16 protein-coding genes, 1 pseudogene and 1 other annotated feature are annotated in these 15,965 nt (G+C 59.9%); of the genes and pseudogenes, 13 read left to right on the top strand and 4 right to left on the bottom strand.

Annotation, left to right across the window (positions count from 1 at the left end; all coding sequences use genetic code 11):
* Window positions 1–203: 203 nt before the first annotated feature.
* On the bottom strand, window positions 204–1,151 hold the full coding sequence (locus G485_RS27740; RefSeq protein ID WP_240489237.1) for a DMT family transporter: 948 nt from the start codon (window positions 1,149–1,151) through the stop codon (window positions 204–206).
* Window positions 1,152–1,510: 359 nt separating this feature from the next.
* Here G485_RS27740 and G485_RS27735 point away from each other — a divergent pair, with 359 nt between their 5' ends.
* The 8 genes from G485_RS27735 (at window position 1,511) to G485_RS27715 (ending at window position 8,900) form a co-directional block, all read left to right on the top strand.
* Window positions 1,511–2,734, top strand: a complete 1,224-nt coding sequence (locus G485_RS27735) for an MFS transporter (protein WP_051318477.1) — start codon at window positions 1,511–1,513, stop codon at window positions 2,732–2,734.
* 210 nt (window positions 2,735–2,944) lie between these two features.
* Complete coding sequence (locus tag G485_RS0121635) at window positions 2,945–3,397, top strand: divergent PAP2 family protein (RefSeq protein ID WP_027094245.1); 453 nt, start codon at window positions 2,945–2,947, stop codon at window positions 3,395–3,397.
* A gap of 12 nt (window positions 3,398–3,409) precedes the next feature.
* The gene (locus G485_RS27730; protein WP_051318476.1) at window positions 3,410–4,603 is read left to right on the top strand and encodes an MGDG synthase family glycosyltransferase; all 1,194 of its coding nucleotides are present in this window, start codon (window positions 3,410–3,412) and stop codon (window positions 4,601–4,603) included.
* A gap of 20 nt (window positions 4,604–4,623) precedes the next feature.
* Window positions 4,624–5,286, top strand: coding sequence for a phosphatase PAP2 family protein (locus G485_RS27725; RefSeq protein ID WP_035157645.1), 663 nt, complete (start codon window positions 4,624–4,626; stop codon window positions 5,284–5,286).
* A 31-nt stretch (window positions 5,287–5,317) separates the two neighbouring features.
* The gene (locus tag G485_RS0121620) at window positions 5,318–6,796 is read left to right on the top strand and encodes a sensor histidine kinase (protein WP_027094244.1); all 1,479 of its coding nucleotides are present in this window, start codon (window positions 5,318–5,320) and stop codon (window positions 6,794–6,796) included.
* A complete protein-coding gene (locus G485_RS0121615) occupies window positions 6,793–7,479 on the top strand; it encodes a response regulator transcription factor (protein ID WP_027094243.1) in 687 nt (228 codons plus the stop codon). The genes G485_RS0121620 and G485_RS0121615 overlap by 4 nt, the downstream gene beginning before the upstream one ends.
* 77 nt (window positions 7,480–7,556) lie before the next feature.
* Window positions 7,557–8,198 (top strand): hypothetical protein, encoded by a 642-nt coding sequence (locus tag G485_RS27720; protein ID WP_051318475.1) that lies wholly within the window; start codon window positions 7,557–7,559, stop codon window positions 8,196–8,198.
* A gap of 135 nt (window positions 8,199–8,333) precedes the next feature.
* A complete protein-coding gene (locus tag G485_RS27715; RefSeq protein WP_035157641.1) occupies window positions 8,334–8,900 on the top strand; it encodes a GNAT family N-acetyltransferase in 567 nt (188 codons plus the stop codon).
* Between the two features lie 44 nt (window positions 8,901–8,944).
* On the opposite strand, the gene G485_RS0121600 is transcribed toward G485_RS27715, so the two are convergent.
* A complete protein-coding gene (locus tag G485_RS0121600) occupies window positions 8,945–9,205 on the bottom strand; it encodes a hypothetical protein (RefSeq protein ID WP_027094242.1) in 261 nt (86 codons plus the stop codon).
* A 132-nt stretch (window positions 9,206–9,337) separates the two neighbouring features.
* Here G485_RS0121600 and G485_RS27710 point away from each other — a divergent pair, with 132 nt between their 5' ends.
* The 3 genes and pseudogenes from G485_RS27710 to G485_RS0121585 all read left to right on the top strand — a co-directional run.
* On the top strand, window positions 9,338–10,591 hold the full coding sequence (locus G485_RS27710) for a D-alanyl-D-alanine carboxypeptidase family protein (RefSeq protein ID WP_051318474.1): 1,254 nt from the start codon (window positions 9,338–9,340) through the stop codon (window positions 10,589–10,591).
* A 60-nt stretch (window positions 10,592–10,651) separates the two neighbouring features.
* Window positions 10,652–11,440: a polysaccharide deacetylase family protein gene (locus G485_RS27705; RefSeq protein WP_051318473.1), complete on the top strand. Its 789-nt coding sequence runs from the start codon at window positions 10,652–10,654 to the stop codon at window positions 11,438–11,440.
* Between the two features lie 6 nt (window positions 11,441–11,446).
* Window positions 11,447–11,684, top strand: a binding site (T-box leader).
* Window positions 11,685–11,741: 57 nt separating this feature from the next.
* Window positions 11,742–12,023: pseudogene (locus G485_RS0121585) on the top strand (aminotransferase class I/II-fold pyridoxal phosphate-dependent enzyme); the annotation flags it as partial.
* An 87-nt stretch (window positions 12,024–12,110) separates the two neighbouring features.
* On the opposite strand, the gene G485_RS0121580 reads toward G485_RS0121585, so the two are convergent.
* Window positions 12,111–12,413, bottom strand: coding sequence for a hypothetical protein (locus G485_RS0121580; RefSeq protein WP_027094240.1), 303 nt, complete (start codon window positions 12,411–12,413; stop codon window positions 12,111–12,113).
* A gap of 134 nt (window positions 12,414–12,547) precedes the next feature.
* Between G485_RS0121580 and G485_RS0121575 the strand changes: the two genes are divergently transcribed.
* Together G485_RS0121575 and G485_RS0121570 are read left to right on the top strand one after the other, a co-directional pair.
* Entirely contained in the window at window positions 12,548–13,135 is a 588-nt protein-coding gene (locus G485_RS0121575) for a P-loop nucleotide/nucleoside kinase family protein (RefSeq protein ID WP_027094239.1), read from the top strand.
* A 75-nt stretch (window positions 13,136–13,210) separates the two neighbouring features.
* Window positions 13,211–15,421, top strand: coding sequence for a heavy metal translocating P-type ATPase (locus tag G485_RS0121570; protein ID WP_035157638.1), 2,211 nt, complete (start codon window positions 13,211–13,213; stop codon window positions 15,419–15,421).
* Between the two features lie 48 nt (window positions 15,422–15,469).
* Here the strand turns inward: G485_RS0121570 and G485_RS0121565 are convergent, their stop codons facing one another.
* Entirely contained in the window at window positions 15,470–15,862 is a 393-nt protein-coding gene (locus tag G485_RS0121565; RefSeq protein WP_027094237.1) for a c-type cytochrome, read from the bottom strand.
* Window positions 15,863–15,965 lie beyond the last annotated feature (103 nt).

Genomic DNA, 15,965 nt, shown 5'->3' with positions numbered 1-15,965 from the left:
TGGACAATCTTGAAGCCAGAAGCATCGAATTGACCGCGGAGGAGGGGTCCCGGCTCGACGAAGCGAGCCGCCTTCCGGTCAATTATCCGTTCTGGCCGTTGACGGAGGAGGACGATTCGATCGTTCGGAAGCCTCCGCCATAACAAAAATTGCCGTCGCCCGGACTTGCCGCGAAGTCCGCGCAACGGCGATTTTTTGCCCGTTCAGGAGGCGACCGTATCCGTCTTCCCCGGCTTCTTCGGCGACGAACGGGACGCGGGCGACGATTCCGCTCTCATGTAGAGGATGAGGCCCAGAATGACAAACGCGCCGCCGGTCAACTGCAAGCCGCCGATCATCTCACGGAACAGCAGCATGCCCAGCAGACTGGAGCCGATCGGTTCCGCGAGCACCGTCATGGAGATCGTCGTCGGCTTCACGTATTGCAGCAGCCAGTTGAAAATCATATGCCCGAACACGGTAGGCACGACGGCGAGCAGCGCGAACACGAGCCATTCCCGCGGCGGGTAATCGGTGACGGAGATGCCGCAGACGAGATTGTAGGCCCAGAAGCAGAAGAAGGTGACCGCGAACACGATCAGGCTGTACAAGTAAGAAGGAACGCGGGTGAGAATCCGCTTGGCGATCAGCATGTTGAAGACGATTGCGAGCGTCCCCAGCAACGAGAGCGAGTCCCCGAGCACGGCGGAGCGCGACACGCCCGAATCGGCGGAACCGACGAGAACGACGCCGGCGAACGCGATCGCCATGCCGATCACCCCCCGTCTGTTCAACCGGTCCTTGAACAAGAAGAAGGCGCCGATCATGACGAAGACGGGCTCAAGCGACAGAATGATCGTCGAGCTGGCGATCGAGGTATAGCTGAGAGATGCCATCCACAGCAAAAAATGCAAAGCCAAAAAGAAGCCGGCCGCTCCAAGGAGCAGCCAATCTTTGACCGAAATCTTGCGAACGGAGCCGAGCTGCTTGGCGCCGAACGGCAGCATGAGCGCGACGGTAAAGAGCATCCGGTACATCCCCTGCACGGACACCGGCGCGTTCGAGTACCGTACAAGAATCGGCGCAAACGAAATGGCCAGCATGCCGACGATGAGCGGAAAAACCGGCGCCATCGGCGGAGACGACGCGGTTGTCGAAGGGGCGGACGGCATTGGGCGATGTTCCTTCCTGAGTCAAGATAACTTCATCATTCTATCGCCGAACCCTGAAATAATCAATCGCGTAATGGTTGTTCAAGCTGGCGCCTTTTTGGATAAGCTGGTTCATATAGGGAGCGTCGCGGTTGCCGACGATTTCCCGGTAGGAATGGTTCTCCTCCACGACGATGACGCAAAATCGGGATCAAGAGGGCGGTTTTCCGGAAATTGGCCATGATCATCTGCAATACCTCCAATGGAATTCGGTCAGTTCATTTTTAGTTAAGAGAGTTTTCATAAGCGCTTTACATTTTGCTTGTATCCTGATCCTAAGCGCCGCCTTAACCGGCGGCGTACCGGAGGAGGAAAAAACGATGCGTCCAACGGAACTGTCGATTCGCTCCGCACGGCGCCGTACCGGCGTCAGGGACGGATTCTGGATCCGCTTGTCCATCTTGTTCGCGATCGAATTCGTACGCGGCGCTTTCGTCGTGTCCTTCATGCCTTCCTATGCAGGGGACCGGCTGCAATTTTCGCTGTCGGCGATCGGAGCGGCCGTGTCCGTTCATTATTTGGCGGACAGCGTCTGCAAATTGGCGATCGGTTACGCGCTGGACCGGCTTCCCGCGCGGCTTGTCCTCGTCGCCGGTTGGATGTTGACGGCGGCAGGCCTCGGCTTGTTTGTAGAGGCGCGCGACCCGTGGGCGCTATACGCGGCCTCCGCGATGATCGGAATCGGCGGTTCGCCGATGTGGCTCGTCAGCATCGCGCAGGTCGGCAAGGCGAGAAGGGCCGAACGGATGGGCACGCTCTATTTGTTCTGGATGGCCGGGCTCGGACTCGGCCCCGTGATGATCAATTTTGCGCTCGACCGCGGCTATTCGTTCGCCTTCGCCATCCTGCTCGGCGTGACCGCCGTCGCCTGCTTCGTCTCCCTGCTCGTCCGGACGAATCCGGCCGCGGAAGCGGCGGCATCGCCGACTTGGAAGGAACAAGGAAAGGAGCTTGTCGGTCGGATCAGGCGGATGGGCGTCCTGTTCGTCATTATTCTCGTCCAGACGACGGCGGGATCCATGCTCATGCCGCTCTTGTCTCCGTTCGCCGCCCATCATTTCGGGTTCAGCCATTCGCAACTGTCCGCGGTACTCGTAACGGGCGGCGCCGCTGCCGTCGGGCTCATGATCCCGATGGGCAAGCTGACGGACGCTCACGGAGGGAGGACGTTTCTCATCGGCGGGTTCGGCCTCTTCGCGCTCGCGCTCTTCGGCATCGTGCACGCCCAAACGTTCCTGCAGGCCGAACTTCTGGCGATCGTGCTGGGCGGAGCTTACGCGGCGCTGCTTCCCGCCTGGAACGCCATGCTGGCCGACCACGTTCCGGAGCAATCGCAAGGAACCGGATGGGGTCTCATCTCGGCCATCGAAGGCGCGGGCGTCATGGCCGGCCCCGTGCTCGGAGGCTGGCTGGCCGAGCGGTATGGCGATACGGTTCCGTTTCTGCTTTGCGCCTTTCTTTTCGCTTCGCTTTTCGGTTATTTTCTGCTCTTCCGGAGGCGCGAGACGGCGGTTCGCTTGCCGCGGCGCGAAAATTCCGGTTAAGTCACGAGCGAAGAGGGTGGACTGGAGAAACTCGCTCGTTTAGAATATCGAAATTTACGCTTGAATGCTGGCATCTGAACCGAAAGGCATCCGGCGCTCCTTCACTTAAGAATCATTTAAGAAGGAGTTCACGGGTGTTTTATTTTTTTCCTGTACATTAAGTCATGGGGTCGCGGCAACGAATTCAGATTCGGTAAGGAGCATGCGTTCATGACGATTTTATCAAACTATCCGCTCGTATCGGCGCTTGCGGCCATCGTGCTGGCGCAAGGCGCGAAGGTGCCGTTGGTCTGGTTGCTCCGCGGCCGATGGAACCCCGCCTTGGCGTTCGGAACGGGCGGCATGCCGAGCTCCCATTCCGCCGCCGTCGCTGCGCTGGCGACCGCGGTCGGACTCGAGCGCGGGTTCGGCTCCGCCGGCTTTGCGATCGCCGTGGTCGTGTGCGCCATCACGATGTACGACGCGGCTGGCATCCGAAGGCACGCGGGCATCCAGGCCGGCGCGATCAACCGGATTGTGGAGGCGCTCAAGGAACATCTGCCCGCCGCCTGCGACCCGGAACGCCAGCCGCTCAAGGAGCTTCTCGGCCATCGTCCGGTGGAAGTGCTCGGCGGCGCGATCTTCGGCATGTCCGTAGGCGTTGCGTTTCATTTTGTTTATTGAGGGGGGCTAATGATGAAGGAGGCGCGCAAAATTCTCATTCTTTATGCCAAGTTCGGAGACGGGCATTATCAGGTCGCCCAGGCGCTGAAGCAGCAATTCGAGGAGCAAGGAGCCGCCGAAGCCGCGCTGTACGATCCTTTCGCGGAAGCGTACCCGGCGCTGAACCGGTGGTCGCAGTCCGTTTATTACCTGAGCACTTCACAGTATCCGAAGGCGTACGGATGGGGCTACGAGCTGACCGACCGGATCCGGTCGACGTCGGCGATCGGCCGGTGGCTGCACTCCTTGGGGGCGGACAGGCTCATCCGGACGCTCAACGAAGAGAGACCCGACGCCGTCATCCAGACGTTTCCGCTGCTGACGATGTCCCATGTGCGCGAACAGACCGGATGCCGGATTCCGACCTATACGGTGCTGACGGATTACGTGCTTCACAGCCGATGGCTGCATCGGGAGACGGACCGATACTTCGTCGCCACGGAAGAGCTGAAGGCGGATCTGGCCGGCGCCGGGTTCGCTCCGGAGCGCATTAGCGTCAGCGGCATCCCGATTCGTTCCCGATTCCGCGCCCCCGCACCGGCGGAAGCGGAGGGGAACGGGGACGGGGCCGGCCGCACGGCGAAATTCGTCCTCCTGATGGCGGGGGCCTACGGCGTGTCGGCGGAGGTCGGGAAGATGGCAAGCGCCTTGCTCGAGTCGGAAGACTATTCGGTGCTGCTCGTCTGCGGCAAAAACGGGGCGTTGGAAGACCGCATGCGGCGGTTGTTCGCCGGCGAACCGAGGGTGCGCGTATTCGGTTTTGTCGAGCGCATCGAGCGCCTGATGGCAAAGTCCTTCTGCATGATCTCCAAAGCCGGCGGCATCACCTTGACCGAGGCCGTGTCGCTCGGGCTGCCTGTCATTACGTATCGGCCGATTCCCGGCCAGGAGAGCGGAAATGCGAAATACTGGGCGAGCAAGGGCATGCTAACGATCGCGAACGATCTGGAGCAGCTAAAGCGGCAAACGGACGAATGGCTGGCGCAGACGCGGACATCGGAGAGCCGTCAAAGCCATGTCTCCCTTTATTCCGCCGCCGACGCGGCGAGCGCGATCGCAACCCAAGTCTTGTCCGACTTGGGCGCCGGTTCGGCAGCGGTCCATCGGCCGCTCATTCCGTTAAATAAAAAGCGAAGGTGGCTGCAAGCCATCCTTGGAACGCATTAAGGGCAAGGAGAAGATCGAAAATGAAACTGACAACTTGGTCAAACCGCTCCTTCCAGCTCAGCATATTCTGCGCGGTCGGCTTCGGAGCGGTGGCTGCGATGGTCTGCAACCGGAAGATCGGCGCATTCGACCGGGCCGTCGCCGATTTCTGGCAGGGCATGGAGTCGCCCGGCATGACCGGCGTCATGAAGTTTATTACGACCATCGGATCCGGGGAACCGGTCGTCGCCATTACGATCGCTATTATGCTGTTTCTCTTCTTTGTACTGAAGCAACGCAAGGAACTGATCCTGTTCGTGTTCGTTCTGGCCGGCTCCGAAGCGCTGAATGTCGTGTTAAAAACGTTGTTCCACCGCGAACGGCCGACGATTCACCGGCTCATCCCGGAGAGCGGCTTCGGCTTTCCGAGCGGCCATTCGATGGGCGCGTTCAGTTTGTACGGCATGCTCGCCTTTCTGTTATGGAAGCACATCCCCGTCTGGTGGGGGCGGACGCTGCTCATTCTTGCCGCCTGCGCGTTTATTCTGGCGATCGGAATCAGCCGCATCTATTTGGGCGTTCATTATCCGAGCGACGTGCTGGCCGGCTATCTGGCAAGCGGTTTCTGGATGGGCGCATCCATATGGGCCTATCAAAATTACGCGGAATATGGTATATCCAAAATACGAACGAGCGCAAATTAACCCGCCAAACGGCACCGGGGAGAGGCGATCGATGTCCATCCGCATGAAATTGATTCTGTCGTACGCGGCGATGCTGATCGTCCCGCTGGTGCTCATCGCCCTGACGACGGCACTGCTCGCGATCGCCTCCCGGGGCGATTTTCAATATTACAAGAAGCTTTACTTCTCCACGGCCGAGAAGTTCGAATACGACGACCAATTCCATCTGCTGAAGGAGATGAAGCGGTCCAACGAGCGCAATCCAGGCATTCTGAGCGATGCCGATTATTTGCAAGAACTCGACGCCGAGCTGAAAAATTACAACTCCGGATTGGTTATCCGCAGCGGCGGCAAGCTGGAGTATGTCTCGGAATCGTTCCGGTCGGACCGCAGCCTGCTCAGCGATCTGCCGCCGTATTCGGAGCCCGGAATCCGCAACGAGACGATTCAATCGAACGAAGGCAACGATCTGCACGTGTTCCTTCAATACGACTACAAGCTTGCCGACGGTGTGCCCCGTACGGCTTTTATCGTCTCCAAGGTCGACCCGTTCGTCTATTGGATCCGGCAAGCTTTTCCGACGTTGTTCACCGCGCTTCTCGTCATTCTCGTGCTGACGCATACGTTGCTCACCTACTTCGTCTCCAGAAGCATTATCCGTCCGCTCAAGGCGCTGCGCCGGGCGGCCAAACGAATTCGGGACGGGGATCTGGATTTCGAGGTCGGCGTCGGGGGCAAGGACGAGATCGGCCAGCTCGGGCTCGCCTTCGAGGAGATGCGGATGCAATTGCGCCATTCCATCGAGCGGCAGCTGCAATTCGAGGAGAACCGCAAGGAGCTCATCTCCAACATTTCGCACGATCTCAAAACGCCGATCACGACGATCAAGGGCTATGTGGACGGCATTCTGGACGGCGTCGCGGATTCGCCCGAGAAGATGATGAAGTACATGAAGACAGTCTCGAGCAAGGCCGAAGAGATGGATAGACTGATCGACGAGCTGTTCCTTTATTCGAAGCTCGATCTGAAGCATGTCCCGTTCGACTTCGAGGCCGTTCCGATGCGGGATTTTCTGACGGACTGGTCCGAAGAGATGCAATTCGAGCTGGACAAGAAGGGCATCCGGTGGAGCTCGGACATTCGGGTCGATGCGTCCGTTCGCGTCCTGATGGATCGGGATAAATTCAAGCGGGTACTGAACAACATTATGAGCAATGCGGTCAAATATTCGGACAAGAGCGACAAGCGAATCGGCCTGCGCGCGTACGCGGACGCCGGATTCGTCGCCATGGAGATCGAGGACAACGGGCAGGGCATCGAGGCTTCGTCGCTGGAGCATATTTTCGAGCGGTTCTACCGGGCGGAGGTGTCGAGAAATTCCGGCACCGGAGGGAGCGGACTCGGCCTTGCGATCGCGAAGCAGATCGTGGAAGGGCATAACGGCCGGATCGGTGCAGCGAGCGTACCGGGGGAAGGGACGGTCATCCGGCTGAGCTTGCCGATTGCGGACAAGGAAAGGGAGAACCCATGAAGAGCATTTTGATCGTTGAGGACGAGCGTCTTATCGCGGAGCTGCAGCGGGATTACCTGGAAATCAACGGCTACAAGGTGGCAATCGCCGACAACGGGGAAGCCGGACTTGACCTGGCGCTGAACGGCGACTTCGATCTCGTGCTGCTCGACCTGATGCTGCCGAAGATTAACGGATTCGACATTTGCCGGAAAATACGCGAGAAGAAGGACATCCCGATTCTCATGGTCACCGCCAAAAAAGAAGACATCGACGTCGTCCGCGGCCTGGGCCTCGGAGCCGACGACTACATTACGAAGCCGTTCAAGCCCGCCGAGCTGGTCGCCCGCGTCAAGGCGCATCTGAGCCGGTACGAGCGGCTCGTCGGCACGAAGGAGAAGCGCAACGAAATCCACATTCGCGGCCTGCTCATCGACGTCGATTCGCGCCGCGTGTTCAAGAACAAGGAAGAGATCGTGCTGACGACGAAGGAGTTCGATCTGCTGCACTATTTGGCCGCCCATCCGAACCGCGTGTTCAGCAAGGACCAGCTGTTCGAGACGATCTGGGGCATCGACGCGACGGGCGACACGCAGACGGTGACGGTGCATATCCGGAAGCTGCGGGAGAAGATCGAGACGAGCCCGGCGGAGCCGCAATACATCGAGACCGTATGGGGCGCCGGGTACCGGTTCAAAATCTAAACTTTGGATTAGACAGATGCTACCGCTTTCTTCTAGTACCCTCCGAGTGGTATGATGGATGAAAGGATGGTGCACTTATGACGACAACGAAACAAAACACGACTCACGAAGAAGAGGCGGCGAAAGCCAACAACGAGAAACTGCTGGAACTGATCCGGAATTTGCATCAGGCCAGCCTTCAGGCGCTCAAATCGGAGTTCGCCGAATATGAAGTGGACGGCCAAGTCGGCCATCACGAGATTTACGGGCCTTTGTTTACTTATCGCATCAAGAACGAAGAAGGCGCCGGCTACGCTTGCGGCTTTTTCTTGCGCGAGCTGCTGCACAACTTCCAGCAGAACCGGAATCCGGCCTTGTGGCTGTCTTCCTTCTTCGTCGACTTGATGAAGGTTCCGGGGGGCGTGCTGCTTCCGCGGCCGCCGCAATCGGAGGACGAAGCGAAAGCGATGATCGACGGAACGATTCTGCCGCATTGCTATTCCGCGATCAAGGAAGAGTTCGGATCGGAAGAGGTTTATACCGGTCTGGCGATGAATGAAGAGCATGGCCCCGTTCTCGAAGCGGGCTTCCCGAAGTATCGGGAGGGCAACAACGTCTGCGCGATGCCGCTGCATTTGCTGCTCGCCCATTACTTGATGAACCGCGACCCGGCGGATTTGATCATTCAAGGGCTGTATCGGATTCTGGAAGAGCAGGAGAACGCCAAGCCGCAAGCTTAAGCGATGAAGTCGAGCCGAATGCCCTCTCTACGGGAAGAGGGCATTCGGCTCTTCGCGCTTGACGTTCTTGGCTTGTACGCGGCCTACGGACATGTTACCCTAGCGTCATAGGTTCGAGTAGGAGGCAAGCAAGACATGGACGATTACTCCATCATACAAGCGCGAATCGGCGACGGCTTCGAGGCGGTGCAAGCCGTCCCGGACGATATTCCGCAAGTGACGGAGCTGCTGCTGAAGACGGCCAGATGGCTGCAAAGCCGGGGCTCCGATCAATGGAGCGGCCTGCTGCGGGGCGAGGATTCCCATCGCACGTCCGAGAGGATCCGGCAAGGCGACGTATTTCTGTTCAAGCGAGACGGCGTACCGGCCGGAATGGTCATGCTGCTGCGGCAGCCAAGCGCATGGGACGAAGAGCTGTGGGGAGAAGGCGGGCACGAGCGCGCCGTTTATCTTCACCGTCTGGCGATCGACCGCGACTTTGCCGGCCAAGGCTTGGGCGGGAAAATATTGGACTGGGCGGGCTCGGGCATCCGCTTCGACGGCAAAGACCGCATCCGTCTCGACTGCATCGCCGACAATGCGACGCTGAACGGCTTCTATCGCGGAAGGGGATACGATTATAGGGGCGCGGCCGTCAACGGGCTCGGGACGTTCAGCAAATACGAGAAGGCGGTTGCGTATCCCGGAGAATTGCCGCGCTGAACGAACAAGCCCTCCGGCGCCGAGCGCGTGAAGGGCTTGTTGTATCATTTGGCGCCCGTTAGCCTGGCGTACTTTCGTTCGTTGCTTTCCCAGCGCATGCCGGCGAACAAGGCGCCGATGCTGGGGAAGAACACGAGCCGCGCGATCAGGTACGGAAATTGAACCGCGCCGTTGTTGACAAGGTCCAGCACCGAGAACAGGACGACGCAGCCTGCGCCGAAGAGCAGCAAGCCGTAGCGGGCGATGTACTTCCTTTTGCCGATCGTTCGTTTCTTGCTCCACTTCTCTACAAAGGACGATTGCACGGAGATGACCTGCTCTTTCTATCGGCCGTTTGGCCATTTATGACCGTCAATAACTTGTTCTTTTATACTATAATAGGAATTGTCGATAACGCAACTTGCCAGAAAATGATTCCAACGCCGGGGCGGTGCCATATGGGGAAACGAGCAATCGGGAAGACGCTTGTCTGTCTCGGCCTTCTGGCGGCGCTGCTGTCGCAGCCGCTTGCGAACGCCGAAAACTCGCCGTCTCCGAATCCCGATCGAACGGAGCAACAATCGCAGGCTGTCCAGGAGCCCTCCGTCCAATCCGAAGGAGCGGTGCTCATCGATGCCCGATCGGGCTTGATGCTGTACGGCCGCAATCAGGATCGACTCTATTATCCCGCGAGCATTACGAAGATCGTAACCGCTATCGTCGCCCTGGAAACGTCGAAGCCGGACGAGATCGTCACTGTCTCCAAGGAAGCCCGGAACGAAGACGGCACCCGCGTTTATTTGGCGGAAGGCGAGAAGGTGACGATGCGCCATCTGCTGGACGGCATGCTGATCAACTCCGGCAACGACGCCGCCACGGCGATCGCGGAGCATATCGACGGCAGCAAGGAGAAATTTGCGGAGCGCATGAACCGGTTCGTGCGGGAGAAGGTGGGCGTCTGGAACACGAACTTCCGCAACCCGTCCGGTCTGCCCGATCCCGCGCAGTATACGACGGCGGCCGATATGGCCCGAATCGCCCGTTACGCGATGGGCAACGAGACGTTCCGCGAGATCGTGTCCACGAAGTCGGAAGTGTGGAACGGCCAGGAGTGGCAAACCTCGCTCGTCAATCATAACAAGCTGCTATGGAACTACGAAGGCGCGAACGGAATCAAGAACGGGTACACGACGGCCGCGGGCAATACGCTCGTCGCCTCCGCGAAGCGCGGGGACATGGAGTTGATCGGAGTCGTGCTCAAAGCGCCAAGCAGCAAGGCGGCCTATGCCGACATGACGAGCATGCTCGATTACGGCTTCGCCGCCTATCGGATGAAGACGGTGGCGGCCGCCGGCCAGACGTTTACGGTCGACGACGGGCAGGATCGAACGCAGTGGCAGGCGGAGGAAGCGATCGAGGCGGCCGTGCCGATTGGAGACTCGGCCTCGCAGACGCCCGTCGTCGAAGCGGACGGCAGCGTCTATTTGGACACGCCCTTGGGGGAGCAGCCGATCGGACAGCTGCGGGAAATATCGTCCTCCCGGTCGGAAGCAGCCAGCCCGAAGGACCGCAACGAAGTGCAGACGTTGTCCGCCGAGGCGAGCGAGCGCTCCCGAAGCGGTGGCGTCCTCCGGACGACCGTCATTGTTCTAGCGGCCTTGGGGGGTTGCGCGTTTATTCTCTTCCTTCGGAAGCAAAGAACGCGCCCGTGACATATTTACGTTCCCGGCGAACCATACTACTCAAGATTTCATTGCCGGGAGTGGATAGGAATGGGAAAAACCGCCGCGAGGAGGCTGCTGGGCGCCCTCATCTTGGCGCTGCTCTGCGGGTTCGCTAATCGGCCGGCTGCCAACTCGAGGGAATATTACGAATCCCGGGGCGAGATCGTCTGGGAAGTGCCCATGGACGAGCCTTTGATCGCGCTCACGTTCGACGACGGTCCCGACGAGAAGACGACGGAACAAATTTTGGATTTGCTGGCACAGTACAATGCGAAAGCGACCTTCTTCGTCGTCGGCAAGCGGGCGGAGCTCTACCCGGAAGTCGTCCGGCGCGAGGCCGAGGAAGGGCATGAGATCGCGAACCATACGTACACCCACAAGTACTTCAATCGCAGGGTGCAAAACGGCGATATCGCCAGCGAACTGCAGCGGACCGGCGACATGTTAACCGAACTGACGGGCCAGCCCATCCGCTGGTTTCGCCCTCCTGGCGGCTTCTATAACGACACGGTCGTCCGAATTGCGCGGGAGAAAGGCTACACCGTCGTGTTATGGTCCTGGCATCAGGACACGAGGGACTGGATCTCTCCCGGCGTCAACCGCATCGTCCGCAAAGTGCTAGGCAATGCCCGGAACGGGGATATCGTGCTGCTGCACGACCACGTCGAAGGATCGACGCAGACCGTGCAGGCGCTCGCCCAAATTTTGCCCGAGCTGACCAGGAGAGGTTTTCGGATGGTGACCGTGTCGGAGCTGATGCGGCACAAGAAATCGCAATCGGTCAAGCTGGACCGTCCCGACGTCTCCCGGGAAAATCGGGGGACATCGAACAAATAGGGCTTGCGCAACCCGATGAAGAGGAACAGTACGTTAGCCGTCTGCTCCAACAGAGAGTCGGAGTCCGCTGAAATCCGACGTTCAGGCGTTAACCGAAAGCCGCCTCCGAGAAGCGCGCCGAACCGTAGTAAGCCGCGCCGCATTTCCAGCGTTAGAAGGAACGCGTATTGTTGGATACGTGTACGGAGTGCCGCTTGAACGAGCGGAACGAGGGTGGTAACACGGGTGCAGACTCGTCCCTGATCAGGGACGGGTTTTTTGTTTTTTCAAAACCATTGGGGAGGAATCAGGGATGTTGACGCTGACCGGATGGAGAATCGGCTACGTCTGCGGGCATCGGAATTTGATCGCGGCGATGCTGAAGATCCATCAATATACGATTATTTGCGCCCCCATCCTCGGACAGATTGCGGCGCTCGAATCGCTGCGAATCGGGCTGGAGGAGAAGGACTTCATGATCGAGTCGTACAATCAGCGGCGGCAACTGATGGTGACGGGGCTGCGGGAGATCGGGCTGCCCTGCCGGGAGCCGCTCGGCTCGTTCTACGCCTTCCCGTCCATCGCGCATACGGGTCTCGGCTCCGGTCGTCCTTTTGTATGGTGAAGCCGCCGTCGCCCCGCGGGGCGCCTCCTTCTGACCGGGTCTTTTGATGGCTTGCAACGGGAGGCCTTACAGCAGCTTGAATCGCTCCAATTGGTCGAACAGGCGCTCCCGCCGCAAGATCTCGATCTGCTTTGAGCCAATCAGGTCGAAGTGCGGAAAGGGGTCGCGATCATGAATGTAGCGGGGATTCAGACCGTGTTCCTTGCACCATGCGGCGAGCCGTTCCTTGTCCGAGCAGCCGACCTTGGTGACGGTCTTGATGCCGGGAAAACGGGGTTCCAGCCAATAATGGGTCAGGTAGGCGATCTCCCCTTTGGCGACCGACCGCTTCCAGCGGTTCAGCTCGTCTCTTGTAATACCGAAAGCCATAATCGTCTCCATGGGATTGAAATCATGCTTGTATCCTAACAGATTCCGCGCGACAAGGGAAGCGAGGCCGGAGAGACGGTTTCGTGATAGAATGATAGAGGTCCAACATGGGCTTACAAACAAGGAGGTTCCGCATGGAAAAAATGGTGTTTTTCCTCGGAGCGGCCGGAGCGGGCAAGACGACGGTGGCGGAAGCGCTGGTGCGCAGGCGCGGGGCGGCGTTTCTCGATATGGATACGCTGCTGAGGCCCGCGGCGCGAGCGATCATGACCGTCGCCGGCCACGATCCGAACGACCGGGATTCCCCGGAATATAAAGCGCTTTGCCGCGATCTGGGCTATCGGATCACGATGGATGCCGCTTTGGAGAACGCCCGTCTCGGAATGGACGTCTATATCGTCGGCCCGTTCACGAAGGAGACGGCCGACCGGGATTGGCTGGATCGGGAGCTTGCGTCGATCGGCGCGACGACGGGCGATATCGACGTCAAAGTAATTTATGTGTTTCTTGCCGACGAGCGCCGTTATCGGGAACGTATCGAAGGGAGGGAGCTCGAATCGGACGCGTGGAAGCTCGCCCATTGGTCCGAATTCAGCCGATCGCTATCCCGCAGGGACATTCGCTGGGCGTTGCCGGAGCAATCCGTGCTTTACTTTGACAATTCGGATGCGTTGACAGAAGAGAAGATCGCTTCGCTGGAGCGATTCGTCTTCGGCTCTTGACCGGACGCGCTGACATGTCCGGCTCCCTCCGTTCATATATTGTACGGATCGTTGAACGACTTGGGGGAGAAGAAGATGGTCAAGACGATTCAGCTTCAGATCGGCGGGATGACTTGCGCCGCCTGCTCCGCTCGAATCGAGAAGGCGGTGGCGCGGTTGCCCGGCATTCTGGAGGTATCCGTCAGTCTGCCGCTCGGACAAGCCTCGATCCGGCTGGACCCGAAGCTCGTTCAGCTCGATCAGGTTATAAGCCGGATCGACAGTCTGGGCTATCGGGCGATGGAGGAACTGGAGGACGTTCGGACGCACAACCGCGGCGAGATTCGGTCGTACCGCAACCGGCTGCTCATCGCCGTGGCGCTGTCTTTTCCGCTGTTATGGTCCATGCTGGCCCACTTCCCGTTTACGTCCGGCATTCCGGTTCCCCCGCTGTTTGCCTCCCCCTGGTTCCAATTGGCCGTAGCGACGCTTATGCAGCTTTATGTCGCTTATCCTTTCTATTACGGAGCTTTCCAGGCGATTCGCCAGGGCGCGGCCAATATGGACGTTCTCGTGGCGCTCGGCACGTCCATCGCTTATCTGTACAGCCACCGCCTGACGTTCGCCTCGCTGGGAGGCGGTCATGCGCATCATACGCATTATTACTTCGACACGAGCGCGATGATTCTCACCTCGGTGCTGCTCGGCAAGCTGCTCGAATCGATCGCCAAAGGCCAGGCGCTGAAGGAAATGAGCCATCTCCAGAGCTTGCAGTCCCGCCTCATCCGGATTGGCGGCCAAGACGGGGAGGAAGAATGGATCGCTCCGGAAAGGTTAAGGATCGGCGACGTCGCCATCGTGCTGCCCGGCGAACTCGTGTCGGTGGACGGAAGAGTGCTCGAGGGAAGATCGGAGCTGGACGAATCGTTCTTGACGGGCGAGAGCCGGCTCGTCCCGAAGGCGAGAGGGGATCTCGTCTATACCGGTTCCCGCAATTTGACGGGCGTCCTGCGCATTCAGGCGTCGGCCGCGGCGGCGGACACCCGGCTGTCGGGCATGATCCGGTTGGTGGAGGAAGCCCAGCACGCCAAGCCGGTCATTCAGCGCAAGGTCGATCAGGTGGCGGCCTTCGCCATTCCCGTCATGATCCTGTGTGCGATCGCGACATTTGTTTATTGGTCTCTCCAACCGGAAGCGGGAGGGGACGGGGCGGCGCTGCACAACGCCATGGCGGTGCTGCTCGTCTCTTGTCCTTGCGCCCTCGGCCTCGCGGCGCCGATCTCGATTCTGATCGCTTCCAGCCTGGCGGCGAAGAGGGGCGTGCTGTTCAAGGAAGGCCGGTCCGTGGAGCGGCTGCACAAGGTCGACCGGATCGTGCTGGACAAGACAGGGACGCTTACGGAGGGTCGGCCGAGCATCCGCGAGATTCGGTCGCCGGATTATCCGGACGCTTACGTTCTGCGAATGGCGGCTGCGCTGGAGAGGCATTCCGCGCATCCGATCGCCATTGCGATCGTGACGGAAGCGAACAAGAGGCGGCTGCTGATTCCGCAAGCGGAGCAGGTGAAGGAGACGGCGGGCCAAGGCATCGCCGGCCTTGTGGAAGGCAAGCGCTGCGCGATCGGGAACGCGGCCTGGCTGCGGTCGCACGGCATCGACACGTCGCGCCTCGCTGCGGCGGAGGACGGCGCTTCCGTTCTGTATATCGCGTGCGACGGCCATTGCCTCGCGGCGATCGTCTGGTCGGACCGGCTCCGGCCTGAATCCGCTTGGGCGGTCGGGGAGCTCGCGGCGTACGGGGAAGTGCTGATGGCCACCGGAGACGACGAACCCGCCGCGAGGCGGATCGCCGCAGAAGCCGGGATCGGCGCGTTCTACGCGCAGATGCTGCCGGAGCATAAGCTGGAGCTCGTGCGGAAGCTGCAGTCGGAAGGACGAACGGTGGCCATGGTCGGCGACGGCGTGAACGACGCGGCCGCGCTCGCCGCGGCGGACGTCGGCCTGGTCATGGATTCGGGCACGGCTGCGGCCATGGAAGCCGGCGACGTCATCCTTCTTCGCGGCGAATTGACGAAAGCGGCGGCCGCTATCCGAATCAGCCGATTGGCCATGCGCAATATCCGGCAAAATCTCGGCATTTCCCTCATCTACAACGGCATCATGATTCCGCTGGCCGCGTCGGGATGGCTGGATCCCCGGATCGCCTGTCTCTCGATGGCGCTCAGCTCCGTCTTCGTCGTTCTCAACTCGCTTCGCTTGAACCGGCAATTGCGTATCAAGCGGGATGCCGATCCGCAGGCTTCCTGACGACCGCCTTCTCTCCGGCTTTGCATCTCCGCGCCCATCCGGGCTTCCTTATTTCTTCGCCGCCAGCCAATCGGTCAGCGTCCGGATCTGGTCGTCGGTAAGCACGCCTTCAAATTTGGGCATGCCGCCGCCGCCGTTCTTGATCTGCTTGTATATTTGATCGCTGGTCATGGACGCGCCTACGTTGGTCAGCGCCGGGCCGATCTGTCCCTGCAGCTGGTCCCCGTGGCAAGACAGGCAATTGCTCTTGTAAAGCGCCGTAGCGGCCGCTTCGTCGACGGGCTTGGACGGCTGTGCGCTCGGAGAGCCGCTCGGCGTCGCGGTTTGGGATGCGGAGGGGCTCTCCGGCGCGGCTTCCCGGTCGTTCAGGGAATACATCATCAAGACGGTGGCGTAAACGCAACAAACGACGAGCAGAACAGACAGAATCCATTTGCGCAATTCGGGTTCCTCCTTCTAAGGCGGCGCTTGCTTCCGGGCGCCCGCAAGGTTCCTTTTATTATTACCCCATTCATGCGTTTTGCTTGCTTGTCTGCCGTTCGCT

The sequence above is a fragment of the Cohnella thermotolerans DSM 17683 genome (genome assembly GCF_000429825.1).
In the GTDB taxonomy this organism is placed as follows: Bacteria; Bacillota; Bacilli; order Paenibacillales; family Paenibacillaceae; genus Cohnella; species Cohnella thermotolerans.
The sequence above is the reverse complement of the archived record's forward strand: the minus strand, read 5'-3'. Positions and strand labels throughout refer to the sequence as shown.